The sequence below is a fragment of the Pseudomonas sp. P7759 genome (genome assembly GCF_013386445.1).
In the GTDB taxonomy this organism is placed as follows: Bacteria; Pseudomonadota; Gammaproteobacteria; order Pseudomonadales; family Pseudomonadaceae; genus Aquipseudomonas; species Aquipseudomonas azotoformans_A.
On the sequence record NZ_JACART010000002.1, the window covers coordinates 89,181 to 112,416 of the forward strand.

Genomic DNA, 23,236 nt, shown 5'->3' on the forward strand with positions numbered 1-23,236 from the left:
ATTACCTTATCACGGGCAAGTCATTGCCTAACCGTCAGCGCAATAGGCTTAATTAGGCAATGCTTACCGGACCAGAATTAGGCGCCGCCATCGAGGCCGCGCGGATCGCCAAGGGCGTATCGAAAAAGAACCTCGCAGACGACTTCTCCGTGAAGCCTCCGTCGATACAGGGCTGGGTGAAAAATGGCAGGATCGACAAATCAAAGCTGATGGACGTGATCGCCTACTTCTCTGATGTCGTTGGGCCTGAGCACTGGGGCTTACGCCCAGGCTTCTCCTACGAAAACCTCGAAGAAACTAGCGAAGAATCTGCCATTCAAGGCAGCAATGATGGGCGCTCGTTGACGTCGTCTGCCGCTGACATGGTTCGACAGATGTTGGCGACGAAAGGAAAAAGCCTTTCAGATGATGCTCGCGCCAGGTTGCTGGCCGCCGCAGAACAAAGCGATTCAGGAAACGTCATCCACGTCGACTTCTCCCGCCCAGGCCAGGTCGGTGACGAGGTGTGGATTGCGCACTACGACGTACGAGCAGCGATGGGCGGCGGTCAGATCCCGCACGAATACCCGGAAATGCTCCAGGACATAAGGGTCAGCCCTAAGCACCTGCGTGACCTGGGCGTCACCTTCAAAGAGCACTTCCATCTCAAGATGATCACTGGGTGGGGGCAGTCGATGGCGCCGACGATTAAAGATCGCGACCCGCTGCTCGTGGACATCACGGTTCGTGAGTTCACCGGGGATGGCATATACCTCTTCTCCCACGACGACATGCTGTACGTGAAGCGCTTGCAGAAGAAAGGCAAGGATCGCTTCAAGATGATTTCGGACAACAAGCACCACGATCCCGAGGACATCCGTGTGGACGACACCCATATCCTGGCTCGGGTACTTTACGTGTGGAACGGGCAGCCGGTGTAACACCGCAGCCCTTACCAAACCCAATCGGAAGCAGCGCGACTTTTTGATATGGAGCTAAATGCTGGGTTTCAAGGAGGGTTGTAATGGGCCATTCCGCTGATTATCAAATCGATCTGTATGTTAAACAGCTCGAGCAAGTGGCGCAGACCCTCTGTGATCAGGCCGATAAATTTAGAGAGGGCGGCTTGGAAGCCTTGGCAGTATCGACTTTCGAGCAAGCGGAACAGCTGAGACGCGCTATTGCCCACCTAAGAGAAGCGCTGGAGAAATAGATGTGGCACTGACCAAACCCAACCAGCAACTGCGCCGCGACCTGAAAGAGGCTGCGGCAACCCTCAAGTGGGCCGGCGTTGATTTGTTCGGCGTGGCGAAGCGAATGCTGGCCGCTGGCGATGAGCAAGGCGCCAACGATCTGATGAAGATCGCCTTCTCGTTTCAGGAGGCCGAGGACAAACTGGCCGGGTATGCGGACGAGGTGAAGGTGGGAAGGATTGTGCGGGCTAAGTCTGAGTAGACAGGCGGAAACAGATGCGAGGGAGCGCCCATTTCGACACCAAGGATAGGTAATGAAAACCATAATTACGTTTTTTGCCCTGGTCTCGCTTGCAGGGTGTAGTAGCCATAAGCAACCGCCCACTCTCCTCCCCCAAGGCAATATGCCAATGACGGAGCGGGAATACGAGGAATCCGAACGGCTACTCCTCGAGCAGCAGGCATCGCCACCCGGTCAGCACGAAACGGGCGAAGACTGGCGCACCAAGCGGGACACGGAAGATCGCAAATGACTGCATGGCGAGAGCAGAGCTTCTGGAGCAAGTACTGGGTCTGGGCCTGGGTGGCGTTCATGGCCGTTTTTATCGCCTGCACCGGCGCGTTCTGGCTGGGTGATGGTTCATCTAATCGCAAGCGAGTCTTCAGCCCTGGCTTCGTTGTGCTCTGCGCCATCGTGGCTGTGGTTGAGCTGGTAGCGCTGAATCACTTCTATGGTGTGCATGGATGAGGTGCAGGCGGGAAGGACTGTGCGATCGACGCCCAGGTAGGCTTCGTGCGCTCCGCCGGGTGACATAGTGGTTTCAACTGAACCAAAAAAAGGAAGCGCGCTCATTTGAGGCTCGTGAATTATAGGAGCAGGGAATGGCGCAAGCCGGCAAGATTCCGTACACAGATGCCATGGCGGCAATTTCCGTCCCAAAATCCTGGGCTGGAGCCAAGACCATTATCTGGAAGTCCCAGGGCGGGAAAGGGTTTCCAGCGTCCCACAAGTGTCGCATCCCTATATCGATTAAAGATGTCGTCCAAGAGGGCTACTTCCTAGATATTTTCCATAAGTACAGTGACTTCGACGGAGTGCCGGATAAGGTATCAATGACCTTTGTTGCTGGTGGCGCCAGGTTGCTGGCCCTTGACGAAAATGGTCCAAGCGAACACGTCAACACTGTCGGAAAGGGCATGCCGCATTATGGAAAAAATGCGGACCATCCTCATGTGCACGTGCCAGTCCCTGAAGGATCTTCAGGATACGCAGAGCCCATCGATCGGACCGACATTCAGGCGTTATGGCGTATCTTCCTAGAGCGTGCCAATATTTCAGGGGCGCCACCTTTTACGTTGCCGCCGCGACAGCCGCAATCAGAAAGCGGGCAAATGGACTTACTATGAACTGTGCAGACATCAGCAGGCAGCTTGGCTTTCGTTGCCGTCATATCAACGATGGACTGGCCTACATTCAATCCCCTCTTAAGCTTTCCTTCGACGGCATGGCTATAGGCGCGTTCGTTCAGGATATTGGGCGCGGACTAGTTCGGATAAGTGATAATTCCGACATTTTGTTCACTGCTATGACTCATGGGATAGCCCCAGACCAGAGGCGCTCCAAGAAATTCGGAGATATCGCCAAGCTGAGTGGAATGTCCTTATCTGATAATGGCGAGCTTCACACTGTCTGCCCTGAGGGCGAGGCAGGTTTTCAGATAGCTAGATTCATTGAGGCCGCCTCCAAAATCGGTGACGCCTGCAGCGATTTGCTCGTAATTCAAACGCCCAAATTCCAGCGGAAGGTCGGATCCATCTTGTCGCGCATTTATAAAGACCGCTTACGACGAGATTTTATTTTGGCAGGGGCTAGCGGACATCAGCTTTCCTTTCCTTTTGTGCTAAACCCAGGAACCGCAAATCAGATGGTCATCCAAACTATCTCCGCCGGATCTGCTGGAAAACCAAACTGGGCAAGTATCTATGGAGCCGTCGGCAAGATGGGCGATCTGAAAAATTCTGGCGACAATACCAAGCGCACCGTTATCCTGGAGCGTGGCGAAGATGAGTCCACTCAGCAAGCCATGGTTGCTTTAGCCGAAACCGCATCGATTGTGGTCTTCGAGGGAAATAGCGAGAAGCTCTACGCAGCGCTACAGGCCGCCTGATCAGGTTTTTAGATGCAGAAGCCCGGCCCAGCGCCGGGCTTCTTGTATCTATGCCCTGAGCTGATAAAATCTGCGACCCTCTCGAACGGACTCGTTTTCATGCGCCTATCCTCGATGCCACTGGCCTTCTGCGCCATCTTCACCTGCATTTCCTTCGCCGCCCAAGCAGAAACCCCAAAAGAGAGAGATCTCCACTGCGCGGCCTACTACGAAGTGCTTTCAGTAGCTGGTGACCAGCCAGATATAAGCCGCAGTCAGTCCTCAAGAGCCTCCTATCTACTATTGGTGCATGCTGGCTATACCCCGGAGGCTCAGGAAGAAGTTGCGCAAAAAATGGTGGAATTGCACAAAGAGACACCAGGGCGGATGACGCCAGCTAGCACTGCCAAGCTGCGTGAAAAATACGACGCCGAATGCAAAGTCCTTCTGAAGGCCGCCATGTGAAGATCCTGGTGCTTGTGAGAGCTATTACCCTGGCGGTAGCAGCATAAGCAGCCATCATCGAGCCCGGCCCAGCGCCGGGCTTCTTGTTTCTGGCAAGCGCCCTGCTCTGCTATTGTGGCGCTCCCTGGACGCAATGGAAGCAACGAAGAATGGACTCATGGAAGACCATGGCGGCCGCCCTACTGTTGTCAGTCAGTACTCAGGCTGTATCAGGTGATGGGGCCAACCCTATTGCCGCCGCGATATTTCTCACAATTTGCGCGCCGACCCTTTTAATTGGGGCTACCACGTCTCTCACGACCGAGCCGCCTGAGATTTTCAAGTCAGCCAAGACCGACGCCCTGGCTTTCGTTGGTTCAGATGGCGAGATTCGCGGCGCTGAGTTTGAGCAGGCTTCCAGGTACTACAGAGCGACCTACAGCTCGCCTTTGATGAGCGACATGCAACTGGCCCAGGCGATTGCATCGTCCTTCTGAATTCACCGGATTTCTTCACTCAAGCAATATCTCGGCACGCCGATGCCCTGATACTGCATTCCGCAGTGCATGGAGGCTTTATGAAGAAATTTGCTGTAATTGGCCTGGTGGCTCTGCTTTCGATTGCTTCCTTTTCCGCCTCGGCGTGCCCAAAAGGCACTCACCCAACAGGTGGAACAGGATCGCACCATAAGGGCGGGACCTGCTCCTAATCAAAAGCCCGGCCCAGAGCCGGGCTACTTGCATCTTCCCCTACCCTTTCCCGCCCATGCACTCGGCGGTGCTGGCAAGCAATGTTCCCGCCTCCTTTACAAGCAGAACCCATTCGTCGCTCGTAATGAGTTCGGCAAGCTCCATTGCGTCAGCCCGTCTCAACAACCCAAAGTACTTATCCTCTGCGTCCATTTTATTGTCAGCCACTGCAAATAGGTCGCGCCAGGCTGTCATGGCCAATCTTCGCTGCGCCTCTCTCATTTAGGGCCCCTAATGGTGAGATCGAGGAGTATGGATCAAGTCATGAGGCGAGGCGTTCGGAATGATCCCTTATTACCGCCCAATGGTGGCTGTACGCCACGAATGGTAAAGTGCGGGCTCAATTACGGGAGGGGCCCAATGAAAGAGATTACCCAGCGTCTACGTGAAGAGCGTAAGCGCCTCGGCCTCACTCAGGAAGAGCTTGCGATCATTGGCGGAGTTAAGGTGAACGCCCAGAGCATTTACGAGCGAGGGGCTCGAGTACCGAATGCGATCTACCTGGCAAACATCGCCAAGGCTGGCGTGGACGTGCTTTATGTTGTGACCGGCAAGCGAACACCCTGTACTGCAACGCATAAAGCCTAGGCCACCCTCTCCGACCTGAATCCAGAGCCCGCCGTGCGCGGGCTTTTTCATGAATGTCAGAAAGGCGACGCCTCTTCTTCCAGGTCCAACTCAACCTCTCCCCTCCCCGCTACCTCAACCTCCTGCTGCTCCCACCTAGCCGTCACACTGCCATCGTCATTGAGCGTCAGCTCGAGCTCGTCGGTATCAGCGATCACGCTCAGAACCTCTTCCCACTCCCGATCCCCATCCGTGTCCAGGCGATGAATCGTCACCCAGCGCTGCGCCTGCGCCACGGGGTGATTGATCATCGATGAGACGCGCAATCCCAGGCGAGCCATACCGCTCATTTCCTGTCGTGCTGCCGGTGCCGCCTGCTTCTTCGCCATGACATCCCCTCCCAGGTTAATGCTGTATATCCATACAGCTTAGGCAAAGCTTATATCAGCGCCTTCGCGAATGTCATCTCCAAAATTGGAATAAAGGACCGGGAGCACTTTCTTAAAATAATTAGGCATTACCTATTTACAGATGATTAGGCATTAGCTTGTTGTTCATCCATCGCAGCGACACACAGCCACTGCGAAGGGCCTCCGCCCACCGCTCTTTGGTTTTACCCCTTGCCGGATCACCACCGGCCCAGATTCAAAGGCAGCGATGAACCGGCCTAAACGGTTCAGAGGGTTGGCAACTGACCCGGGCGTGCAGCGTAAAGCGCCAAGAACAGTTATCCAGCGGGAGAACAAGCCGAAAGGCCCGCGGCTGGAGTGACATTTGATTCAAGCCGGTGACCGACGCCAGTAGCGGGTCACGGCGGAAAGCATCACTGAGCAGCCTTCTCGCGAGGGCTGCTTGGGATGACAACCAAAAGGAATTCACCATGGCTATTCGTAACGAAAAAGGTCAGTTCGTCAGCACCAACACGGCAATGGTCGCCGACCTGCAGGGATTCATTGATGACTGGACGCATTGGGCCAAGCAAGCGCTGCGCGGCGGGGATAAGGCGGAAGCCGCTCGCTGCATGGTGGAGGTTCGCGACTGCCGCCAGAAGCTGAATGCGCTGCAAGCATGACGGGACTTTTCACTGATGCACCTGACGACGGGTGCATTGGGAAAATCACCGAGGGCACAGCAGCATGCAAATCAATCAGCAGAAAACGGTGCAGGTCGACGTGACTGACCTACACCTCTGCATCAAGGTCCGCGACGGGTTTGCCGCTGGCCTGAAAGACGCCCAGGGCGAGGAAGTCGGCAGCTATGAAGGCTACGTGCCGGACTTCTTCCCCGGTCAGCATTACGGCGACTACCTGATCCTGAATATCGACCTGGAGACAGGCCAGATCACGAATTGGAAGAAGCCGGCCGCCGCCGACATAGCAAAGATGATCGAAGCTGCCGAATAAGATTAAAAACCCAGCGACACGGCATCATGTCGACGAGTTGTCACACTCCCCGCGACTCCGCTCAGAACTGCACTGAATGAAGTTAGCGCCGAAAGATTTCCCATCCACAGGAAGAAATCCTGCAACAGCTTATCTCAGCTCCTATGTAGAAAGGACTGCCAATCCCCTACTTGAGCAACGAAAACAGATGCAGCTTTAGGATGAGAGTGCGGATCAGCAACGCCACTCACCCACTCTTGAAGGCTAATGGTGCTGAGCTCACTTTCACCGAAATAGGTTCCCGATGGCATGTCGTATACACCTCCACCATCAGCGCGAATTTTCCTGTATAGGCCCCGCGCTTCCAACTGATCGTGCAGTTCGTTGTAGTCATCTCCATTCGCGTTAAACAGTTCAACACGCACCAAATACAACGCCATAACGATATTCCTTATCTCGATCGTGGAAGTGGAAGCTTATGAGTTTCCCTCGAATTTGGAAAGTGAGGAAACAGGGAGCCTGCCCCTTCCAAAACAGGCATTCCCCTTCCGCGCCTCTACCCGTCAGCACTCCTCCCCCGCGCCCATCGGCAACCAGCGGGAGGCATGAGTGTTGACGAATACAGGTGAACCAACGAATGGAGAGAGTCATGAGCATTCAAGACGGAGGCCCAGCCTTCCCGGTCGCGGATTACGACCACATGGTTTTTGAGCCGAAGACAGTCGCCGAAACGAAGCGTGATCTGTCTGGGATGAGCCTGCGCGACTACTTCGCCGCCAGAGCGCTCGCCCCGGCATTCCCCGGGATGAGCACCCGCGACGTGCAGTATGCCGCCGAAGCAGCCTATGAACTGGCCGACGCCATGCTCGCCGCCCGTTCCGCCTAACCCCAAACACTGGAGGTCGCCATGAGCGATAAACAGTTCGACTGCCCGCAATGTGGCTTCCAAACAAAGGCACTGCACGAAGGCTACTGCGAGGCCTGCTGCACCAGTAATCAGGCGGCGCTGGACGACCACAACCACCAGCATGACCGCTGGGCGCAGTTGAGCGACAGCCAGCGCGCCTCCGAAATTAATCGGGCCCACCGATAACGCCACCCTGGAGATCGCCATGTTCGATAAGGGAGCAAAAGACATGTTTGATATTGAGCTTGAGTCTGCCAAAAACTGGGCTCCAGCATGCAACCATCACGCAGAAACGGACATGGCGCGAGCCGAAGGAATGGCGCTCTACGCGTTGAGCAACGGGGATATCCGCCGCCAAGAGTTCGACCTGATGATAAGCCGCATACAGTCCATTCGGCTCAACCGCAAAGCCAAGGATGCCGACACCAGCCGCCGCGATACGCAACTTCGGAGAGCATCATGAAGAACTCGCCTACGGCGGTCATCGCCACCAACCGTCCAGCAATCGCCAATGCTCTGATCGCTCAGGGATTTCTTCTGGTCAACGATCTGCCAAAGCCAATCCGACTCGAGCAAACACAGCGCGGCATGCTGATTGCGAGGGTGTCATGAGTACCTATCGGCGTGCTCGTCGCCTAGCAATTTGGCGTGGCTCATTCCCGGTACTCACGATCACCATCTTGGTAATGCTCGTCCTCAGCCTTCTGGCCTGACATCCCCCAAACAACGCCCAGTAACGCGGCCATCATGTGGCTGTGATGGAGGCTCTATGTCTCAAGAAAGTGAATCACTTCTATCGGCTGCCGATCTGCGGACGATTGCCCACGCCGCGCCCACTGCCAAGATCGAGCGCGAAGAGCTTGATGCTGCCCACCGCCAGGCAGAACGCGAACGCATCGACAGCCTTGGCGGGTCGGCTGAGTTGGTGCTTGACCTGGAAGCCCGACTCGCCGCCGCCATCGATGACCGCAAGCGCGCTCAGGTCGAGGCGAACTACGCCAAGAAGAAGCTGGAGCAGGTTTTCGAGTCGGTCAGCACCGCAGTGGGCCGCGACATTCGTCAACTCAGCATTGTGCACCTCGGCATGGCATTGACGGCCAGCCAGTCGAAGCTGGTCACGCTGGCCGGCTACATCGACAAAGCGCGGACGCTGGATGACCTGGTGGTGCTCAAGCGAGTAGCCAGCAACCTCGGCGTGATCCAACCGCAGACCATGGCCCAGGCAGCCCAGCTTATGGGCCTGAGCCATCGAAGCGTCGCTTGTTAATTTGAAACCAAAGGCTGCACTGGTGTGCGGCGAGGGATCGTCATGTTTACAAAAACTGAACTTGCTGCCGTGCCGCCTAAGGAGACAGCTCTTGCAGTCTTCTCCGCTGAAAAGGGCCTTGAGCCATGGCTGCAAAAAATTCGCGACGAAGTTCGGGCATTCGTTCCTGACACCAGCACCGCTAAAGGTCGGGCAGCCATCGCATCGATAGCCTTCAAGGTCGCTAAGTCGCGTACGGCACTCGATGACGCCGGTAAGAAGCTGGTCGCCGAACTAAAGGAAGCGCCGAAGCTGATCGACGCCGAGCGCAAGCGGATGCGTGAATCCCTGGAGGCGCTTCAAGAAGAGGTCCGCCGGCCACTCAACGAATGGCAGGCCGCAGAGGATGCCCGGGTGGCGCAGCATCAAGCAGTCATCAAGCACATCGAGAACACTGACACCGCCGGCATGAGCGCGGCCTTGATCGGCGCCAAGATCCAAGACCTTGATAGCTGCGAGATCAACCAGGAACTGGAAGAGTTCGAGGCTGACGCGCACCGGGCCAAAGCTGCATCACTGGTCATCCTGCGCCAGGCCATGCAAGACCAGGAGAAGTTTGAGGCGGAACAGGCCGAGCTGATCAAGCTGCGTGCTGAGAAAGAGGCACAAGAGCAGAAAAACCGCGAAACACGTATCGCCCAGGAAGCCGCTGATAAGGCTCGTATCGAAACAGAGCAGAAAGCGCAGCGCGAGCGAGACGCGGAGGCAAAGCGCGTCGCTGACGAGAAGGTCGCAGCAGATAAGCGCGAGAACGACCTACGGTTGGCCGCAGCCGAGTCGGAGCGAAAGGCCGAACAGGCAAAGCGCGAGAAGATCGAATCTGATCAGCGTGCCGAGCGTGAGCGCAAAGAAGCGGCCGAGCGCCAGGAAAAAGCAGTCGAGGAAGCTCGCATTGCAGAGCAGAAGCGTGCCGACGCTGCGGCAGCCGAGATCGTTCGCCAGCAGGAAGCCCGGGCAGCAGACACCGCGCACAAATCGAAAATCATGGGCGAGGCCAAGGTGGCGATCATGTCGATGAACGTGACCGAGGAACTGGCCAAAGCACTGGTCATGAAGATCTACCGCGGCGAAGTCCCGAACATCACGATCAACTTTTGAGGTTCTCATGATTACGAACCCACGCCTTGCCGCCCAGCTTGACTGGATGAAGGTAGGCGCTTTCGCGCCGGAGCGATTCACTGGTGAGCAGCGCAAAGAGTATGAAGACGAAGCCCGCCGCATCCAGCGGCAGTGGGACAACCAACCAAGCTGAGGAAGCTCAAATGTTCAAGAAAGCCGAACGCAAGCAGGCGAGGCTACGGCTCGCTCTTGCTGGCCCTTCTGGATCAGGGAAAACCCTTTCCGCCCTTCTGCTCGCAACCGGGCTCGGCGGAAAAATCGCGGTAATCGATACCGAGCATGAAAGCGCATCGCTTTATGCCGAATACGCAGATTTTGATGTGATGAGCCTGGGCGCGCCCTACTCGCCCGAGCGCTATATCGATGCCATCTCATCGGCCGAGGCCGGGGGGTATTCAGTACTCATAATCGACAGCTACTCGCATGAGTGGATCGGCGCCGGCGGGTGCCTGGAAATCAACGACGCAATCGCCAAGCAGAAGTACAAGGGCAACACCTGGTCGGCCTGGAACGAAACGACGCCGCGACACCGAAAGCTTGTAGACCGAATCCTCACCAGCCCACTGCACATCATTTGCACCATGCGCAGCAAGACCGAGACGGTCCAGGGCGAAGGCAAGAAAATCATCAAGCTCGGTATGAAGTCAGAACAGCGCGAAGGATCTGACTACGAGTTCACAGTGGTGCTGGACCTTGTGCATGACGGGAACGTCGCAATCGCGACCAAGGACCGCACGCGCATCTTCGACCAGCCCGAGGTCATCAGCGCAGACACCGGGCGCAGGCTGATCGCCTGGCTCAATGACGGCAAGAAACAGGATGAGCATGGTGCCGAAGCTGTAAACGAGGCCATCTCAAAGATCCCCGTCGCCGAAACCATGCAGGAGCTGCAGAGCATTTACTCGGCAGCGTATCGCATTGCCGAACAAATGCCTGAACCCCTGGCTCGCCTCAATGCCGCCAAGGACAAACGAAAAGCTGAATTGACGGAGGCGGCATAAATGGCACGCGGCGTAAACAAAGTCATCCTGGTCGGCACTTGTGGCCAAGATCCAGAAGTCCGCTATTTGCCAAATGGCAATGCGGTAACCAACCTGAGCCTGGCCACCAGCGAGCAATGGACCGATAAGCAGTCAGGCCAGAAGGTTGAAAAGACCGAATGGCACCGAGTCTCGCTATTCGGCAAGGTCGCAGAAATCGCGGGTGAATACCTGCGCAAAGGCTCCCAGGTCTACATTGAGGGCAAGCTGCAGACCCGCGAATGGGAGAAAGACGGCATCAAGCGCTACACCACCGAGATCGTCGTGGACATGCAAGGCACGATGCAGCTACTCGGCGGGAAGCCCGCAGATTCAACTCAGCAGCGCCCTCACCCGCAGGCAAGTGCAGCGCGCCAGCAGCCTCGGCCGCAGCAGGCAGCGCCGCAACAGAGTCAGCAAGGCGCCCCGCCGGACGATTTCGACGACGACATCCCGTTCGCACCTCACCACCATCTCAACGGCGCCTGACATGCACGCCCGCGAATCGACTGACGCACTCAGCGTCATCAAATACGCCGCGATGATGGCCGCATGCAGCAAGCAACCCTGGGCAGTTTACTCACTACCCAGGCAGTTCTTGCAGGCCAAGCCATATACCGGTGCGCGCACTCACCTGATGGAGGTGTGCCACCCATGAGGCGAATCCACAAACAGGTCAGCGCGAGACGCCGGCCAACCTGGCTCGCACTGCCGGCCAGCGGAATATAAGAGGTAGGCCATGGCCAAATCAGTACAGGAACGGTCGGCCAAGGCTGCGCAGAAGCGGCTGGCGGTCGCCGAGAAGGAATTGCGCCACAAGGTCAGGCCGGGTATCGAGCAGGCAATGGAACGCATCCGGCTGCGCGGCCAGGTCCCTATTATCAGCGAAGTCCTGCAGATCGCCATCATGAAGATGGACTTGATGGCCGACGGCGATCTGATCGAGTTCTTGCGGTATCCGCGCCACGAAATCGTGATTAGCGAAATCGTGGCGCGGGACTTTCATGATCAGAGCATGCGAGATCTTCAAAAAGATCCTGGAGATGAGTTCATTTACCCAAAAAGCGAATTTTCTTAATGAGGCGAGATGTCCACGCCTGATTTATGTTCGCCGCAGATCGGTAAATCGCTTTACGCATCGCTGCGTCCATCTCTTTGAGGAACGCATAAGATTCTGCTACCGCCAAATCAAAGCCCTCAGGTCGAAGAGCCAACCTGTTTTGCTCAGTCATCAATTCAGTAAAGCGCTCCCGCGCCCTAACGAACGATCTATAGCAGATTACCAACTCTGGAAAGTAAATGGCACACAGAGATGAAACCCGCTCCGCCGTGGGCTCCGAAAGCTTATCAACATAGGTGATTGATTGATCGAGAAAGCTTTGAAGGTCGGATTGGCCTTTCGCGTACTGGCTCAACAGCTCATGGATCGTCGTCAAGTTCCGTGAGGTTCTGTCGAAGGCTGTATGTAGCTCTTCCAATTTCGACCTGAGCAGGTTTCTTTCTGTGCGTTTTGACTCAAGCATGAAGGTGATGCTTCCAGAAACGATGCCTCCGCCCAGAACTGCGGTAATCAAAGATACCCACACGGGAACTACTGCCATTTGACGCTCCTTTTTTGATGACAGCATCAAAACCCATTCCACCCCAAATTTCCACAATTCCCACCCTACTCGCTGCATCCGGTAACCGGAGGGCGGCGCTTATCCGGAGCAAACGAAATGCCTGTACGCCATAGCGTCATCCACAAGATCGACAAGAAGCCCGACGGCAGCCCGGCCGTTCTGTTCCTCGGCGCCTCCGAGCAGGTGGAAAGCCAGGCCCGAGACGACCTGATGAGCCAGCTCAACGAAAGCTACAACGCAACTGCCGGTAAGGGCTGGGGGTTCTTCCATCAAGAGTCAGGCGCTTACCCATTCAGCGGCTGGCTCGGCAAGTACCTGGCCGGCGTAACCGACTTCCTGGCCTTCAGCACCACCGCCGTCGAGCACCTGACCAAGCTGATGGAAGAGTCGAACCTCACCACGGGTGGGCACGCCCTCTTCTGCCACTATCAGCAAGGCATGACCGATTACCTGGTGATCGCCTTGGTGCAGGAAACCGAAGCGGTGACCATGACCGAAGAACTGGCCCTGATGACAGTTAAGCGCCTGGACCTGGATCACATCCGCCTGGCCGCGCGCATCAACATCAGCGAATGGCAGACCAACCGCCAGTCGAAGCAGTACATCTCGTACCTGAAGGGTAAGCAGGGCCGCAAACTCAACGACTATTTCCGCGATTTCATCGGCTGTCAGGAAGGGATCGACGCGCCTAGCGAAACGCGCACGCTACTGAAGGCGTTCAGCGACTTTGTCGAAAGTGAGGATCTGCCAGAAGAGTCGGCGCGTGAGAAGACACACACGCTGGTCAACTACTCAATGGCACAGGCTAAGCTGGGCGAGCCGATCACCCTTGACGAACTGTCGGGTCTGATCGACGAAGACCGACCGAAGAACTTCTACGACTTCATCAAGGCGAAGGACTACGGGATTTCCGAAAGCCTCCCGCCGGACAAGAAGACCCTCAACAAATTCCGGCGCTTCACTGGCCGAGCCGAGGGCATGTCGATCAGCTTCGAAGCGCACCTGCTGGGCGATAAGATCGAGTTCGACGAGGCCGGCGGCACGCTGACCCTGCACAACCTGCCAACCCAACTCACCGATCAGCTCAAGCGCGCCGCTGTCTGAAGGCGGCGGGGACAAGGTACCGCTGCCCCTTAGCTAGGGGCTGACGGTCTGCCGAAGCCATATTTCCCCGCAATTTCTCAACGGGGCTTCTGCTCAGTTCTCGGTGTTATTTTAGGGACCGTCTCAGAGGGGCTGACAATAGTTTCTATGTAAACGTCATCCCCTTCAAATTTCTCCCTAAATATCGAGGCCATAGTTCGACCTGTGCGCTTACTCTCTTCAAAGGCTGCATAAATATCTTCCCCCTTCATTGGCTTATTGGGGGAAGCGATCATAGTTTGAATATTGAAAACCGCCTCTCCTTCACTGTCTGTCGGCGAAGTATGATTAATAATTTCATTAGGGTCGATACTCATCGCGTCCTGCATGCCCAGACCGCGAGCCCCATAACCATAGTTTATTCCGGGCCTTTCAGAGAGCCTCATCGCAAAAAGATCAGTATCACTGAATGGCAAGTGGTAGTCGTTGAAGTTAATAAACTGCCTGCCATCTATTCGCATTTGAAAGTGGTAGTGTGGAAAATTTGAATGGGAACCACCATGCCCTGCCAAATCATTGGGGGAGCAGTCGAAAGACCACTCAATATTTTTCCATTTGATAGTTGAGCTTAAAACCTTTCCGTCAGGCGCCTCATCTTTTAGATCGTTAATGTTTGCCGCCATACGCTCGGCGTTAGCACACCATCGAAGATAAGAACAAATATTGCGATAACCAAATTTGTTAGCAATTAAAACAATGTCTTTATTTTTAAATTTGCCGCGCCTTAGCAGCCAATGAACGCACGGCTCTTCCTTGCTTATAGTTTTGAAGTCCTTGCTGCAAAGATAACAGTGCTCTACTTGATAGCCCTCAATGAACTTTTGGTGCTGCGCTAAGTGCTCTTCATCATTCATGTCATTCCATGAATCGATTTCTTGATCGCTCATTTTTGCAAAGCTTGCTGCTGCCCTATCCACAGCGCTATTGAAATCCACGGCCATTTTTTTCCCCTATCCGGTCCATGTCGGATATCCGTAATACCCCATATCAACGAATCACGCCAGCCGGCGAGGACCCCCTATGTCCGCACAACAGAAGAAACACGCCTTCGATTTCAAAACCCAATACGAACTCGGCTTCAACCCTCAGGACGATCAAATCGTTGTCGACTTCTTCTGTGATGGCGGCGGCGCCGGTACAGGCCTGGAGATGGGCCTGGGCCACACGGTGAGCGTGGCTAAGAACCACAGCCCGCAAGCGATCAGCATGCACACCACGAACCACCCCACTCGCTGCATCCGGTAACGGAGGGAGGCGCCTGCCTGAGAGGGCTTAGGAGTACACACTTGTCGGTCTAAATACTATTCAGTATGCGCAGAAGCCGAGACCGATCTCGGCAATAGCCATCACGCCGTACATCACGCCACCCGCAAAGGAGTAAGCGAGGAAGGCTAGACCAATTAGGAAAATCAGGACCTGCAAAATAGTCTCAGCTCTCTTTGCCCAAAATGGTCCTTTAGAATCAACGAAACCTGCGACAAAACCGATCAGTATCCCCACAACTATTTTCGCAAACATCTTCGCTCCTTGAATTGGCTCCATGCCGGTCACCCGTAATACCCCAAAAAGATTGCCCCTGCCAACCTCGACGCTCAGACACCAAATACTTGGATCGCCTGAAACATAGCAGCTGCGGCGCCGAGTCCTGCTGCCGCACGATTCCAATAGGCCTGCTTGTGCAGCGTTTCTTGTAGGTGAAATCGGCCTTTTTTGTCTTCGCCAATATCTAAGTCGTGTCTGGGCTCCCCCTTCGAGTTTCTCATGCTGAAGGGAACCCGAACTGTGGCCGACCTCGTCCACGCAATTGCGGACAGAAAAGCAAAAACGCAGGTAAGGGCCGGGTAGTACTTGGCGGCAGAAGAAAGAATTTCCATTTTTTTAATCCATTAACCGAGGAGTCTGCCCATGATCTCATACGGAAGCGTATGCAGTGGCATCGAAGCTGCGACCCAGGCCTGGCATCCGCTGGGCATGCGCGCCGCCTGGTTCGCCGAGATCGAGCCGTTCCCCTCGGCGGTCCTGGCCCACCACTACCCGGACGTGACGAACCACGGCGACATGACGAAGCTGGCCGCCCTGGTGCTGGCCGGCAAGATCCCGGCACCGGATGTGCTGGTCGGCGGCACCCCGTGCCAGGCCTTCTCTGTCGCCGGTATGCGCGAAGGCCTCACCGACCCTCGCGGCGCCCTCACCATCAAATACGTGGAGCTTGCAGATGCAGTTGACTATGTTCGCGCCGGCCAGCGAAAGCCCGCCAGCGTTATCGTCTGGGAAAACGTCCCCGGCGTCCTCAGCGACAAAGGGAACGCCTTCGGATGCTTTCTTGGCGCGCTTGCTGGGGAAGACTGCGAGCTGCAGCCTCCAGGGAAGAAATGGCAGGACGCTGGTTGTGTGTATGGACCCAAAAGAACAATCGCGTGGCGGGTCCTGGACGCCCAATATTTCGGCCTGGCCCAACGACGCCGTCGTGTGTTCGTTGTCGCAAGTGCTCGAGACGAGTTCGATCCCGCCGAGGTACTTTTTGAGCGCGAAGGCGTGCGCCGGGATACTGCGCCGCGCCGAGGCCAGGGGCAAGACGTTACCGGAACAGCTCCTTTCGGTCCTGCGCTCCAGTGTGGATGCGGACACGTCTTCGCTGAATCCTTAGGGCCTTACGGCTGTCCGGATTGCGAAGGTGACGAGGGGCCTGCGGTCGATATGTTCGGTGGCATACCGGCATTCGGCGGGCACAGCCTGGCCGGCTCGATCGAGTCGGCCGCCACCCTCACCGCCAAGAACAGCCGACTTGATATTGAAAGCGAGACGTTCTTCGTACACGGCGTCGATGTTCGCAACGGCTCGCTGACTGGTGAACTCACTCACACCCTCCAAGCGGGCGATCACGCACCAGACCCGGGCGGCACCCCACACATCCTCTCAGACTCCAGAGTACGGCGCTCAACTCCCGTTGAGTGCGAACGCCTACAGGGCATGGCAGACGACTACACCCTGATCCCATGGCGCGGCAAGCCAGCCAGCGAATGCCCGGACGGGCCCCGTTACAAGGCGATCGGCAACAGCAAGGCCGTCACCGTGGTTCGCTGGATCGGCATGCGCCTTCTGCAACAATTAGACGTCAAGTAGAAAACAGCTGGTGGTAGGCGATTTCAGCTTTGGAAATTACGGCAGGCAGACCTGCGGCAATGAAGCCATTTATGCAAGCCCTGGTGGCAGGGATGTTGAAGCGGCGTTCTCTCTTCCTCATGTCGTCCAGCACCGTTAGCGAGATCAGGTACTTGCCGCAGTCGGAGCACTCGACATCTCTGAACTCCCCCGTCGAATACCTTTCCTTGCCCTTCCCGCCACAGATAACACAAACGTAATTGTCCATCACCACCTCCGTTTGGCTGATTGCTGAACTGTTGCTGATCTCTCCCCACTCCATCGCCCGGGCATGGCCCGGCAAGGACTCCCAGTGGTCAACCTGTTTGGCGCTTGGTCGCCAAGCTGCTTGCGCGCCCGGCGGTTTCCGCCTGGCTAATCACCCGCGCCCAGCGCACCCCGTACCTGCACATCATGTCCGCCGACGCCGCAGAGCTGTAAATAGGTCGGATGCGCCTGAACGGCAGTAGTGCCTGTACTGACGAATTTGAAGCGCTTGCCGCAGCCAGAACTGCCAAATCAATACAGCACTGCCCTAGATAGGCAAATGAATGACTTGCTATCAAAAATGATGCCGCACTTAAATAGACTTTGACATAGGAATGCTAAACCCCATTTGATAAGCAATCTTCGACGCTTGCGATCCATCCAAATCAAATCCGTACCGCTTAAACAAAGGAACTAGATCTTTATCGGCGGCAACCAAAAGAATATGATCACAATTAAGTTCCTTCGCCTTAACTTCCAAAGCAGTCATAAAGCTATCAATTAGGCCCAAGCCTTTGTGTGTTTGATGCTGATACTTCCGCTTGTTTTTAGGTATAACTTGGTGCGGATCCTGAAAATTCACATCAAGCAAAATTAAATCATTTGGATACGTCCAAGCGACAATAACCTGTGCACAGGCAGTATCATCGAGACTCTCATCGCTCACATCTATCAACACAGCGAGTATGTCTTTCAGAATTGGCTGTTTGAGTTTTTTTTCAATCATTTTATAGAGCAGCGGATCCCCCATATGGCTCCCCATCTCTTGTGGATCAACCTTATATAAACTCCTAGTTACGATCTGATGCCAGACGGACATTCCCATTTGCGAAATATCGTTAGGCTTGCACTCAATTAAGGCATCTATTTCGCTGAGGCCATATTCCTTAATTGAAGCTGTTGGAAATCGTTTAGCAATAACGTCAAAGTCGAAAAAACCAGCTAGAGACATATTGACTCTCCGTAGTCAGAAATATAGGAACCGATCATGCTGCAGCCCAATTTAGCACATTACTAAAAATAGTAATATGAAGTATCCACAGCAAGAGCGCACCTGTACCCCACCTAGCAATGACTCTTTCCCTCTTCAAAGTCAGCCGCTGTAGCGGCAAGGACGCAGTCATGACCAAAGAAAACGAAAATCCTGAGTTCGAACTGAACGGCTCCCAACCTGCACGCCCCGATCTGCGATGCTACAGCGTCGGCGATCAAGACTGGGTAGCTGCAACCAGCGAAGACGAAGCCCGGCGCGTGCTGGCAGAGATGAACGGCGATGACCCTGCCAACTACGCAGCCTGGGATGCCGAGTTGACCAGCGAAACCATGCTTGATCGGCAGTGGACGGACGAGGATCCGCCGCACGCTGAATGTGGATGCCTTAGCGACTGGTTGGCCGAAGCAACTGAGCCCACCTACCTGATAGGTACGGAGTGAGCTCATGACCCCAATCAAAGAACGCCCCATCCTGTTCTCGGCGCCGATGGTGCGCTCCATCCTGGATGGCCGGAAGACCGTAACGCGGCGAGCCGTGAAGAAACAGGCGGCCCTAGATTGCTTGGCCGCCGGGTTTGAACCGGCGTTTCTGGCGCTACCCGGCAATGCTGACCTTTGCCCCTACGGCAAGCCAGGCGACCGGCTATGGGTGCGCGAGACCTGGTACTGCAACCACTCCGAAATCCAGAAAGGTCCGTACCTGCAACCTGTCGACATGGAGGATCTTGATCAGGCGCGAGAGGACGGCGACCTGGTGTACGCCGCTGACGGCCTCAACCCCTATGAACAGGACCAGCCGACATGGAAGCCCAGCATTTACACGCCTCGGTGGGTCAGTCGCATCCTGCTGGAGATCACCGACGTGCGCGTCGAGCGGTTGCAGGACATCAGCGAAGAGCAGGCCAAGGCTGAGGGAGTGCGGCTCTACACCGATCATGCAGAACTGGGTGATTGGTGGCACGTCGAGGGGATCGAAACCTACAGCGCTGATCCGCGCAAATCGTTCAAACTGCTCTGGAACTCTGTCGGCGGCGACTGGAACGCCAATCCGTGGGTCTGGGTGGTCGAGTTCAAGCGGGTGACGCCATGATCGCCACCCTCTGGTTCGCCTACGTGTTCATCTACAAGGCTCCGCGTTGACGCGGCATTAGGACGTGAGCGGCTCCTCAGGAGGGCGACCGTCGAGAACCGGCATTGGGTCGACTTGGACGCCCCTGACGGCAGTTACCCAAGCTGAATAGGCAGAACTTTGACGAGCGAACGCTTCATCCCAACGAGCCCCGGAGAGCTTGCCCTCTACTACCAACATCATCAATTGCGTTGTCGCAGCGTCAAGCTCAACAAGAAGGGAGTGTGACTGGAATCTGAGATCGTCTGTGGGACTCATGCTCTTGCTCAATGGGCTATGGCGGGATGTATGACGGGTTACCGAATGGCTCTCCTACCTTGAGTGTGGCACGAGAACCTCTACACAGGCGCATTATTTGTACAAGAAAATGTCGGGAAGTTCCGCATGCCGATTCGGCGATCTGTCGGCCTCCCTCCCCTCTTATCTATCAATAGCTTGCCGGAGAGCGGCTTTAGGGAAGTTGGCTATCGACCCATCTCTCAGCAGCGGCCATGGCCTCGTCGAGCGCTGCTGGATAATCAGGCCACGGCCCCTTCAACTCAGCAGCAACCTCGCCTAAGCCATTGATGGGTGCAGGCTCGATGATCCTGGCCGCGACCGGGGCGTCGTCGTTTGGGCGCCGCCAATCGAACTTAAGAAACATCACGTGCCCCCGGTAAGCGTGAGCAATCGGGGCATCAAGATTGTGTGACACGTCCATGCCTCATCACGAACTTAGTTGAGTCTTTTTGTACGCCAAACCCCACGCACTTTAAATATCAGCAAAACGCCATTACGCCATTCCCCTACATGCCTGCCGGTGAGCGGCGACTTACTTATCCCGTTTCTGCCAGCCAATCACCATGAACACCAAACCAGGTATCAAAAACCCCGGGGCGACATAGGCCAATGTCCCACTCACCAGCAGACCAGTGAGCCCGAAAACAAATCCGCAAATCGTAAGCGGCAGCCCTACTACAAACATTGGCTGCTTAAACGCCTTATCCATCGTTCGATTCCATTCAAGAATTTTTCCTATTAAACCACATGTGCCTGCCGGTGAGCGGCGGGCCACCTTCTGCCGCCACGCGCGGCCAGGATACCCCATGTCAGCAGCCGAAAAATTCAACGACGGCATCACCGGCGACAAAGTCTCCGAGGCGCAGATGGCCCAGATCCTCGGCACCACCCTCGCCGCCCTGCGCTCCAAGCGCGCCAGAAAGCAGATACCCGAAGGTGTCTGGAACACTCATTGCGGCAGGATTATCTACAGCATCAGGAGATACTACGAATGGCTCGAAAGCCAATGGGTTTGCCCGCAGGAATGGACCTCCACCACGGATCGATCCGCATCCGCTTTATGTGGAACGGCAGCAGGCGCAGTGAAACGCTCCCCTATCCCCCGACACAGAAAGGAATCAAGTCTGCCTCACAGGTTGTTGATCAAGTAAAAGGCCTGATCAGGCTGGGGCTACTCGATGACGACAAGTACGCCGAGCTGTTCCCCGGCTCCAGCAACGTCGCCGGTGGCAAGATCAACTTTGGCGAGTACGCACAGCTCTGGCTGGATAGTCGGGAGGTGGTGGCCGGAACGAAGAACAACTACAAGGGGGCGCTGAACCGGTACTGGATGCCCGGACTGGCCCTGGTGCGGATCGATCTGATCACCACCACCCTGCTACGCCGGGTCATGGCCTCCAGGGAATGGAAGTCGCCCGGGGTGAAGCGCAACGCGATCTCGAAGCTGTCGACCATCCTGAATTCAGCGATGTCCGAGGAACTGATCCCGAAGAATCCGGCGGCGATTCTGGAGTTGCCCAAGCGCAGCAAAAAGGAGATCGACCCGTTCACCCTGGACGAGGCAAACCAGATCATCGCCAAGATGTACGAGCATGAACATTGGCCCAGCACGATCTACGCGGCATTTTTTGAGTTTGTGTTTTTTACAGGAATGCGTCTTTCCGAGGCCCTGGCGATGCGCTGGGACGCGATAGACGAAGAGAAGAAGACAGCCCACGTGTGTCGTGGGATCGCCTTGGGGGAAGTGGTGGAGCGTACGAAAACGGGCGGAGACCGCTTTGTTTTGCTGAATGATCGCGCTCTGCACGCCCTGGCGTTCGCCAAGGAATACGCAGAGCGTCGGAAAATGGGCAAGGGAAAAGTGCTGGAAACGCCTTTCATTTTTCCGCCCTCGAAGAACTCGGAGTACGTGAAGCAGACGTCTGATCTGCACAAGCAATGGGTTCCGACATTGAAAGCGCTGAATATCCGTCGTCGGCCGCCATACAACTGTCGTCACACCTATGCGACAATATGCATTATGTCTGGCATGAACCCCGCCTTCATCTCCCAGCAGCTCGGCCATAGCGTGCAGATGCTGCTCTCGACTTATGCGCGTTGGATCAACTCAAGCTCAGATTGGGGCGAAATGGAAAAGCTCCAAATTGGTCCCAAATTGGTCCCAGTTCAAATAAGCGCACTCTAAGCTATTGATAGGTAAAGTAATTGATCTCCACAGCTAACATCACCATGCAGTTCGGCGCCAAGCCGCTCTTCGAGAACGTCTCGGTCAAGTTCGGCGCCGGCAACCGTTATGGTTTGATCGGTGCCAACGGTTGCGGCAAGTCGACCTTCATGAAAATCCTCGGCGGCGACCTCGATCCGTCCGGCGGCCAGGTCATGCTGGAGCCGAACGTGCGCCTGGGTAAGCTGCGCCAGGACCAGTTCGCCTACGAAGAATTCACCGTGCTCGACACCGTGATCATGGGTCACGAAGAGCTGTGGAAGGTCAAGGCCGAGCGCGACCGCATCTACTCGCTGCCGGAAATGAGCGAAGAAGACGGCATGGCCGTGGCCGAGCTGGAAACCGAGTTCGCCGAGATGGACGGCTACACCGCCGAATCCCGTGCCGGTGAGCTGCTGTTGGGCCTGGGCATTCCCCTGGAACAACACTTCGGCCCGATGAGCGAAGTGTCCCCAGGCTGGAAACTGCGCGTATTGCTGGCCCAGGCGCTGTTCTCCGATCCTGAAGTGCTGTTGCTCGACGAACCGACCAACCACTTGGACATCAACACCATCCGCTGGCTGGAAAACATCCTGACCCAGCGCTCCAGCCTGATGATCATCATCTCTCACGACCGTCACTTCCTGAACAGCGTGTGCACCCACATGGCTGACCTGGACTACGGCGAGCTGCGCCTGTTCCCGGGCAACTACGATGAGTACATGACCGTGGCGACCCAGTCCCGCGAGCAACTGCTGTCGGACAACGCCAAGAAGAAGGCGCAGATCTCCGAACTGCAATCCTTCGTCAGCCGCTTCTCGGCCAACGCCTCGAAAGCCAAGCAGGCCACTTCCCGTGCCAAGGCGATCGACAAGATCCAGTTGGCCGAAGTCAAGCCGTCGAGCCGCGTAAGCCCGTTCATCCGTTTCGAGCAGAACAAAAAGCTGCACCGCCAGGCAGTCATGGTCGAAAAAATGGCCAAAGGCTTCGACGGCAAGCCGCTGTTCAAAGACTTCAGCTTCCAGGTTGAAGCCGGCGAGCGCGTGGCGATCATCGGCCCGAACGGTATCGGCAAGACCACCCTGCTGCGCACCCTGGTCAACGAACTGACCCCGGACGCCGGCAGCATCAAGTGGACCGACGCCGCAGAACTGGGCTACTACGCTCAGGACCATGCCCACGACTTCGAAGACGACGTGACCCTGTTCGACTGGATGGGCCAGTGGACCCAAGGCGAGCAAATGATCCGTGGCACCCTGGGTCGCATGCTGTTCTCCAACGACGAGATCCAGAAGTCAGTGAAGGTGATTTCCGGTGGTGAGCAAGGCCGCATGCTGTTCGGCAAGCTGATCCTGCAAAAGCCGAACGTGCTGCTCATGGACGAACCGACCAACCACTTGGACATGGAATCCATCGAAGCGCTGAACCTGGCGCTGGAGAACTACCCGGGCACGCTGATCTTCGTCAGCCACGACCGTGAGTTCGTATCGTCCCTGGCCACCCGCATCATCGAGTTGAGCGCCACTGGCGTGATCGACTTCAGCGGCACCTATGATGATTACCTGCGTAGCCAAGGTGTGGTGTTCTAAAGCACTCTGCCAGTAACTGTGGCGAGCGGGCCTGTTGTAGTGAGCGGGCTTGTCCCGC

At 56.0% G+C, this 23,236-nt stretch carries 38 protein-coding genes and 1 pseudogene; 29 read left to right on the top strand and 10 right to left on the bottom strand.

Features of this window, described 5'->3' with window-relative positions; genetic code table 11:
- Positions 1-59 precede the first annotated feature (59 nt).
- From HX823_RS00520 to HX823_RS00560, 9 genes are all read left to right on the top strand, one after another.
- Positions 60-920 (top strand): S24 family peptidase, encoded by an 861-nt coding sequence (locus tag HX823_RS00520; RefSeq protein ID WP_177073869.1) that lies wholly within the window; start codon positions 60-62, stop codon positions 918-920.
- An 83-nt stretch (positions 921-1,003) separates the two neighbouring features.
- Positions 1,004-1,192 carry a hypothetical protein gene (locus tag HX823_RS00525; protein ID WP_177073870.1) on the top strand — a complete coding sequence of 63 codons (189 nt, stop codon included), beginning with the start codon at positions 1,004-1,006 and terminating at the stop codon, positions 1,190-1,192.
- A gap of 2 nt (positions 1,193-1,194) precedes the next feature.
- Positions 1,195-1,434 (top strand): hypothetical protein, encoded by a 240-nt coding sequence (locus HX823_RS00530; RefSeq protein ID WP_177073871.1) that lies wholly within the window; start codon positions 1,195-1,197, stop codon positions 1,432-1,434.
- A gap of 52 nt (positions 1,435-1,486) precedes the next feature.
- Positions 1,487-1,705 (top strand): hypothetical protein, encoded by a 219-nt coding sequence (locus HX823_RS00535; protein ID WP_177073872.1) that lies wholly within the window; start codon positions 1,487-1,489, stop codon positions 1,703-1,705.
- Positions 1,702-1,920 carry a hypothetical protein gene (locus HX823_RS00540; protein WP_177073873.1) on the top strand — a complete coding sequence of 73 codons (219 nt, stop codon included), beginning with the start codon at positions 1,702-1,704 and terminating at the stop codon, positions 1,918-1,920. Before HX823_RS00535 ends, HX823_RS00540 begins: the two co-directional genes overlap by 4 nt.
- Positions 1,921-2,054: 134 nt before the next feature.
- On the top strand, positions 2,055-2,579 hold the full coding sequence (locus HX823_RS00545; RefSeq protein ID WP_177073874.1) for a hypothetical protein: 525 nt from the start codon (positions 2,055-2,057) through the stop codon (positions 2,577-2,579).
- A complete protein-coding gene (locus HX823_RS00550) occupies positions 2,576-3,340 on the top strand; it encodes a DUF1828 domain-containing protein (RefSeq protein WP_177073875.1) in 765 nt (254 codons plus the stop codon). Before HX823_RS00545 ends, HX823_RS00550 begins: the two co-directional genes overlap by 4 nt.
- Before the next feature lie 99 nt (positions 3,341-3,439).
- Positions 3,440-3,784 carry a hypothetical protein gene (locus HX823_RS00555; RefSeq protein ID WP_177073876.1) on the top strand — a complete coding sequence of 115 codons (345 nt, stop codon included), beginning with the start codon at positions 3,440-3,442 and terminating at the stop codon, positions 3,782-3,784.
- A 149-nt stretch (positions 3,785-3,933) separates the two neighbouring features.
- The gene (locus HX823_RS00560) at positions 3,934-4,260 is read left to right on the top strand and encodes a DUF2388 domain-containing protein (protein WP_177073877.1); all 327 of its coding nucleotides are present in this window, start codon (positions 3,934-3,936) and stop codon (positions 4,258-4,260) included.
- Between the two features lie 252 nt (positions 4,261-4,512).
- Here the strand turns inward: HX823_RS00560 and HX823_RS00565 are convergent, their stop codons facing one another.
- Entirely contained in the window at positions 4,513-4,707 is a 195-nt protein-coding gene (locus HX823_RS00565) for a hypothetical protein (RefSeq protein WP_177073878.1), read from the bottom strand.
- A gap of 165 nt (positions 4,708-4,872) precedes the next feature.
- On the opposite strand from HX823_RS00565, the gene HX823_RS00570 reads away from it, so the two are divergent.
- The gene (locus HX823_RS00570; protein ID WP_177073879.1) at positions 4,873-5,100 is read left to right on the top strand and encodes a helix-turn-helix transcriptional regulator; all 228 of its coding nucleotides are present in this window, start codon (positions 4,873-4,875) and stop codon (positions 5,098-5,100) included.
- A gap of 56 nt (positions 5,101-5,156) precedes the next feature.
- On the opposite strand, the gene HX823_RS00575 is transcribed toward HX823_RS00570, so the two are convergent.
- Positions 5,157-5,468 carry a DUF1654 domain-containing protein gene (locus HX823_RS00575; RefSeq protein WP_177073880.1) on the bottom strand — a complete coding sequence of 104 codons (312 nt, stop codon included), beginning with the start codon at positions 5,466-5,468 and terminating at the stop codon, positions 5,157-5,159.
- Positions 5,469-5,959: 491 nt separating this feature from the next.
- Here HX823_RS00575 and HX823_RS00580 point away from each other — a divergent pair, with 491 nt between their 5' ends.
- Positions 5,960-6,151, top strand: a complete 192-nt coding sequence (locus tag HX823_RS00580; protein WP_177073881.1) for a hypothetical protein — start codon at positions 5,960-5,962, stop codon at positions 6,149-6,151.
- Between the two features lie 64 nt (positions 6,152-6,215).
- Positions 6,216-6,482 carry a hypothetical protein gene (locus HX823_RS00585; RefSeq protein ID WP_177073882.1) on the top strand — a complete coding sequence of 89 codons (267 nt, stop codon included), beginning with the start codon at positions 6,216-6,218 and terminating at the stop codon, positions 6,480-6,482.
- 134 nt (positions 6,483-6,616) lie between these two features.
- On the opposite strand, the gene HX823_RS00590 is transcribed toward HX823_RS00585, so the two are convergent.
- Entirely contained in the window at positions 6,617-6,901 is a 285-nt protein-coding gene (locus HX823_RS00590) for a hypothetical protein (RefSeq protein ID WP_177073883.1), read from the bottom strand.
- A gap of 209 nt (positions 6,902-7,110) precedes the next feature.
- On the opposite strand from HX823_RS00590, the gene HX823_RS00595 reads away from it, so the two are divergent.
- From HX823_RS00595 to HX823_RS00640, 10 genes are all read left to right on the top strand, one after another.
- Positions 7,111-7,347: a hypothetical protein gene (locus HX823_RS00595; RefSeq protein ID WP_177073884.1), complete on the top strand. Its 237-nt coding sequence runs from the start codon at positions 7,111-7,113 to the stop codon at positions 7,345-7,347.
- Positions 7,348-7,368: 21 nt separating this feature from the next.
- Positions 7,369-7,554, top strand: coding sequence for a hypothetical protein (locus HX823_RS00600; protein WP_177073885.1), 186 nt, complete (start codon positions 7,369-7,371; stop codon positions 7,552-7,554).
- 19 nt (positions 7,555-7,573) lie between these two features.
- Positions 7,574-7,831 carry a hypothetical protein gene (locus HX823_RS00605; RefSeq protein ID WP_177073886.1) on the top strand — a complete coding sequence of 86 codons (258 nt, stop codon included), beginning with the start codon at positions 7,574-7,576 and terminating at the stop codon, positions 7,829-7,831.
- On the top strand, positions 7,828-7,980 hold the full coding sequence (locus HX823_RS00610) for a hypothetical protein (protein WP_177073887.1): 153 nt from the start codon (positions 7,828-7,830) through the stop codon (positions 7,978-7,980). Before HX823_RS00605 ends, HX823_RS00610 begins: the two co-directional genes overlap by 4 nt.
- 157 nt (positions 7,981-8,137) lie before the next feature.
- A complete protein-coding gene (locus HX823_RS00615; protein WP_177073888.1) occupies positions 8,138-8,635 on the top strand; it encodes a hypothetical protein in 498 nt (165 codons plus the stop codon).
- A 42-nt stretch (positions 8,636-8,677) separates the two neighbouring features.
- A complete protein-coding gene (locus HX823_RS00620; RefSeq protein WP_177073889.1) occupies positions 8,678-9,772 on the top strand; it encodes a hypothetical protein in 1,095 nt (364 codons plus the stop codon).
- A gap of 7 nt (positions 9,773-9,779) precedes the next feature.
- The gene (locus tag HX823_RS00625) at positions 9,780-9,926 is read left to right on the top strand and encodes a hypothetical protein (protein WP_177073890.1); all 147 of its coding nucleotides are present in this window, start codon (positions 9,780-9,782) and stop codon (positions 9,924-9,926) included.
- Positions 9,927-9,936: 10 nt separating this feature from the next.
- Entirely contained in the window at positions 9,937-10,794 is an 858-nt protein-coding gene (locus tag HX823_RS00630; protein WP_177073891.1) for an ATP-binding protein, read from the top strand.
- Positions 10,795-11,301: a single-stranded DNA-binding protein gene (locus HX823_RS00635; protein ID WP_177073892.1), complete on the top strand. Its 507-nt coding sequence runs from the start codon at positions 10,795-10,797 to the stop codon at positions 11,299-11,301.
- A gap of 250 nt (positions 11,302-11,551) precedes the next feature.
- The gene (locus HX823_RS00640) at positions 11,552-11,890 is read left to right on the top strand and encodes a hypothetical protein (RefSeq protein ID WP_177073893.1); all 339 of its coding nucleotides are present in this window, start codon (positions 11,552-11,554) and stop codon (positions 11,888-11,890) included.
- Here HX823_RS00640 and HX823_RS00645 read toward each other — a convergent pair.
- A complete protein-coding gene (locus tag HX823_RS00645) occupies positions 11,862-12,413 on the bottom strand; it encodes a hypothetical protein (protein WP_177073894.1) in 552 nt (183 codons plus the stop codon). The genes HX823_RS00640 and HX823_RS00645 overlap by 29 nt on opposite strands.
- A 117-nt stretch (positions 12,414-12,530) precedes the next feature.
- Here HX823_RS00645 and yejK point away from each other — a divergent pair, with 117 nt between their 5' ends.
- Complete coding sequence (gene yejK, locus HX823_RS00650) at positions 12,531-13,538, top strand: nucleoid-associated protein YejK (RefSeq protein WP_177073895.1); 1,008 nt, start codon at positions 12,531-12,533, stop codon at positions 13,536-13,538.
- A gap of 77 nt (positions 13,539-13,615) precedes the next feature.
- Here yejK and HX823_RS00655 read toward each other — a convergent pair whose 3' ends face one another.
- Positions 13,616-14,518, bottom strand: coding sequence for a hypothetical protein (locus HX823_RS00655; protein WP_256349936.1), 903 nt, complete (start codon positions 14,516-14,518; stop codon positions 13,616-13,618).
- A gap of 79 nt (positions 14,519-14,597) precedes the next feature.
- On the opposite strand from HX823_RS00655, the pseudogene HX823_RS00660 reads away from it, so the two are divergent.
- Positions 14,598-14,804, top strand: a pseudogene (locus HX823_RS00660) (DNA cytosine methyltransferase); the annotation flags it as partial.
- A gap of 78 nt (positions 14,805-14,882) precedes the next feature.
- On the opposite strand, the gene HX823_RS00665 reads toward HX823_RS00660, so the two are convergent.
- Together HX823_RS00665 and HX823_RS00670 are read right to left on the bottom strand one after the other, a co-directional pair.
- Positions 14,883-15,119 (bottom strand): hypothetical protein, encoded by a 237-nt coding sequence (locus tag HX823_RS00665; RefSeq protein ID WP_256349937.1) that lies wholly within the window; start codon positions 15,117-15,119, stop codon positions 14,883-14,885.
- Between the two features lie 50 nt (positions 15,120-15,169).
- Positions 15,170-15,451, bottom strand: a complete 282-nt coding sequence (locus HX823_RS00670) for a hypothetical protein (RefSeq protein WP_099489925.1) — start codon at positions 15,449-15,451, stop codon at positions 15,170-15,172.
- Between the two features lie 31 nt (positions 15,452-15,482).
- Here HX823_RS00670 and HX823_RS00675 point away from each other — a divergent pair, with 31 nt between their 5' ends.
- Entirely contained in the window at positions 15,483-16,700 is a 1,218-nt protein-coding gene (locus tag HX823_RS00675) for a DNA cytosine methyltransferase (RefSeq protein ID WP_177073896.1), read from the top strand.
- Here HX823_RS00675 and HX823_RS00680 read toward each other — a convergent pair.
- Both HX823_RS00680 and HX823_RS00685 read right to left on the bottom strand, forming a co-directional pair.
- The gene (locus tag HX823_RS00680; protein WP_177073897.1) at positions 16,693-16,947 is read right to left on the bottom strand and encodes a hypothetical protein; all 255 of its coding nucleotides are present in this window, start codon (positions 16,945-16,947) and stop codon (positions 16,693-16,695) included. The genes HX823_RS00675 and HX823_RS00680 overlap by 8 nt on opposite strands.
- Before the next feature lie 351 nt (positions 16,948-17,298).
- On the bottom strand, positions 17,299-17,937 hold the full coding sequence (locus HX823_RS00685; protein ID WP_177073898.1) for a hypothetical protein: 639 nt from the start codon (positions 17,935-17,937) through the stop codon (positions 17,299-17,301).
- A gap of 170 nt (positions 17,938-18,107) precedes the next feature.
- Here HX823_RS00685 and HX823_RS00690 point away from each other — a divergent pair, with 170 nt between their 5' ends.
- Both HX823_RS00690 and HX823_RS00695 read left to right on the top strand, forming a co-directional pair.
- Entirely contained in the window at positions 18,108-18,419 is a 312-nt protein-coding gene (locus HX823_RS00690; RefSeq protein WP_177073899.1) for a hypothetical protein, read from the top strand.
- A 4-nt stretch (positions 18,420-18,423) separates the two neighbouring features.
- Complete coding sequence (locus HX823_RS00695) at positions 18,424-19,068, top strand: hypothetical protein (RefSeq protein ID WP_177073900.1); 645 nt, start codon at positions 18,424-18,426, stop codon at positions 19,066-19,068.
- 850 nt (positions 19,069-19,918) lie between these two features.
- Here HX823_RS00695 and HX823_RS00700 read toward each other — a convergent pair.
- Positions 19,919-20,095, bottom strand: a complete 177-nt coding sequence (locus HX823_RS00700; RefSeq protein WP_177073901.1) for a hypothetical protein — start codon at positions 20,093-20,095, stop codon at positions 19,919-19,921.
- Between the two features lie 282 nt (positions 20,096-20,377).
- On the opposite strand from HX823_RS00700, the gene HX823_RS00705 reads away from it, so the two are divergent.
- On the top strand, positions 20,378-21,571 hold the full coding sequence (locus HX823_RS00705; RefSeq protein ID WP_177073902.1) for a tyrosine-type recombinase/integrase: 1,194 nt from the start codon (positions 20,378-20,380) through the stop codon (positions 21,569-21,571).
- A gap of 20 nt (positions 21,572-21,591) precedes the next feature.
- Positions 21,592-23,178 (top strand): ABC-F family ATPase, encoded by a 1,587-nt coding sequence (locus HX823_RS00710; RefSeq protein ID WP_026000030.1) that lies wholly within the window; start codon positions 21,592-21,594, stop codon positions 23,176-23,178.
- Positions 23,179-23,236 lie beyond the last annotated feature (58 nt).

Coding starts and splice junctions, on each gene's coding strand:
- HX823_RS00520 (WP_177073869.1), top strand. CDS start 60: ATGCTTACCGGACCAGAATTAGGCGCCGCCATCGAGGCCGCGCGGATC.
- HX823_RS00525 (WP_177073870.1), top strand. CDS start 1,004: ATGGGCCATTCCGCTGATTATCAAATCGATCTGTATGTTAAACAGCTC.
- HX823_RS00535 (WP_177073872.1), top strand. CDS start 1,487: ATGAAAACCATAATTACGTTTTTTGCCCTGGTCTCGCTTGCAGGGTGT.
- HX823_RS00540 (WP_177073873.1), top strand. CDS start 1,702: ATGACTGCATGGCGAGAGCAGAGCTTCTGGAGCAAGTACTGGGTCTGG.
- HX823_RS00545 (WP_177073874.1), top strand. CDS start 2,055: ATGGCGCAAGCCGGCAAGATTCCGTACACAGATGCCATGGCGGCAATT.
- HX823_RS00550 (WP_177073875.1), top strand. CDS start 2,576: ATGAACTGTGCAGACATCAGCAGGCAGCTTGGCTTTCGTTGCCGTCAT.
- HX823_RS00555 (WP_177073876.1), top strand. CDS start 3,440: ATGCGCCTATCCTCGATGCCACTGGCCTTCTGCGCCATCTTCACCTGC.
- HX823_RS00560 (WP_177073877.1), top strand. CDS start 3,934: ATGGACTCATGGAAGACCATGGCGGCCGCCCTACTGTTGTCAGTCAGT.
- HX823_RS00565 (WP_177073878.1), bottom strand. CDS start 4,707: ATGACAGCCTGGCGCGACCTATTTGCAGTGGCTGACAATAAAATGGAC.
- HX823_RS00570 (WP_177073879.1), top strand. CDS start 4,873: ATGAAAGAGATTACCCAGCGTCTACGTGAAGAGCGTAAGCGCCTCGGC.
- HX823_RS00575 (WP_177073880.1), bottom strand. CDS start 5,468: ATGGCGAAGAAGCAGGCGGCACCGGCAGCACGACAGGAAATGAGCGGT.
- HX823_RS00580 (WP_177073881.1), top strand. CDS start 5,960: ATGGCTATTCGTAACGAAAAAGGTCAGTTCGTCAGCACCAACACGGCA.
- HX823_RS00585 (WP_177073882.1), top strand. CDS start 6,216: ATGCAAATCAATCAGCAGAAAACGGTGCAGGTCGACGTGACTGACCTA.
- HX823_RS00590 (WP_177073883.1), bottom strand. CDS start 6,901: ATGGCGTTGTATTTGGTGCGTGTTGAACTGTTTAACGCGAATGGAGAT.
- HX823_RS00595 (WP_177073884.1), top strand. CDS start 7,111: ATGAGCATTCAAGACGGAGGCCCAGCCTTCCCGGTCGCGGATTACGAC.
- HX823_RS00600 (WP_177073885.1), top strand. CDS start 7,369: ATGAGCGATAAACAGTTCGACTGCCCGCAATGTGGCTTCCAAACAAAG.
- HX823_RS00605 (WP_177073886.1), top strand. CDS start 7,574: ATGTTCGATAAGGGAGCAAAAGACATGTTTGATATTGAGCTTGAGTCT.
- HX823_RS00610 (WP_177073887.1), top strand. CDS start 7,828: ATGAAGAACTCGCCTACGGCGGTCATCGCCACCAACCGTCCAGCAATC.
- HX823_RS00615 (WP_177073888.1), top strand. CDS start 8,138: ATGTCTCAAGAAAGTGAATCACTTCTATCGGCTGCCGATCTGCGGACG.
- HX823_RS00620 (WP_177073889.1), top strand. CDS start 8,678: ATGTTTACAAAAACTGAACTTGCTGCCGTGCCGCCTAAGGAGACAGCT.
- HX823_RS00625 (WP_177073890.1), top strand. CDS start 9,780: ATGATTACGAACCCACGCCTTGCCGCCCAGCTTGACTGGATGAAGGTA.
- HX823_RS00630 (WP_177073891.1), top strand. CDS start 9,937: ATGTTCAAGAAAGCCGAACGCAAGCAGGCGAGGCTACGGCTCGCTCTT.
- HX823_RS00635 (WP_177073892.1), top strand. CDS start 10,795: ATGGCACGCGGCGTAAACAAAGTCATCCTGGTCGGCACTTGTGGCCAA.
- HX823_RS00640 (WP_177073893.1), top strand. CDS start 11,552: ATGGCCAAATCAGTACAGGAACGGTCGGCCAAGGCTGCGCAGAAGCGG.
- HX823_RS00645 (WP_177073894.1), bottom strand. CDS start 12,413: ATGGCAGTAGTTCCCGTGTGGGTATCTTTGATTACCGCAGTTCTGGGC.
- yejK (WP_177073895.1), top strand. CDS start 12,531: ATGCCTGTACGCCATAGCGTCATCCACAAGATCGACAAGAAGCCCGAC.
- HX823_RS00655 (WP_256349936.1), bottom strand. CDS start 14,518: ATGGCCGTGGATTTCAATAGCGCTGTGGATAGGGCAGCAGCAAGCTTT.
- HX823_RS00665 (WP_256349937.1), bottom strand. CDS start 15,119: ATGGAGCCAATTCAAGGAGCGAAGATGTTTGCGAAAATAGTTGTGGGG.
- HX823_RS00670 (WP_099489925.1), bottom strand. CDS start 15,451: ATGGAAATTCTTTCTTCTGCCGCCAAGTACTACCCGGCCCTTACCTGC.
- HX823_RS00675 (WP_177073896.1), top strand. CDS start 15,483: ATGATCTCATACGGAAGCGTATGCAGTGGCATCGAAGCTGCGACCCAG.
- HX823_RS00680 (WP_177073897.1), bottom strand. CDS start 16,947: ATGGACAATTACGTTTGTGTTATCTGTGGCGGGAAGGGCAAGGAAAGG.
- HX823_RS00685 (WP_177073898.1), bottom strand. CDS start 17,937: ATGTCTCTAGCTGGTTTTTTCGACTTTGACGTTATTGCTAAACGATTT.
- HX823_RS00690 (WP_177073899.1), top strand. CDS start 18,108: ATGACCAAAGAAAACGAAAATCCTGAGTTCGAACTGAACGGCTCCCAA.
- HX823_RS00695 (WP_177073900.1), top strand. CDS start 18,424: ATGACCCCAATCAAAGAACGCCCCATCCTGTTCTCGGCGCCGATGGTG.
- HX823_RS00700 (WP_177073901.1), bottom strand. CDS start 20,095: ATGGATAAGGCGTTTAAGCAGCCAATGTTTGTAGTAGGGCTGCCGCTT.
- HX823_RS00705 (WP_177073902.1), top strand. CDS start 20,378: ATGGCTCGAAAGCCAATGGGTTTGCCCGCAGGAATGGACCTCCACCAC.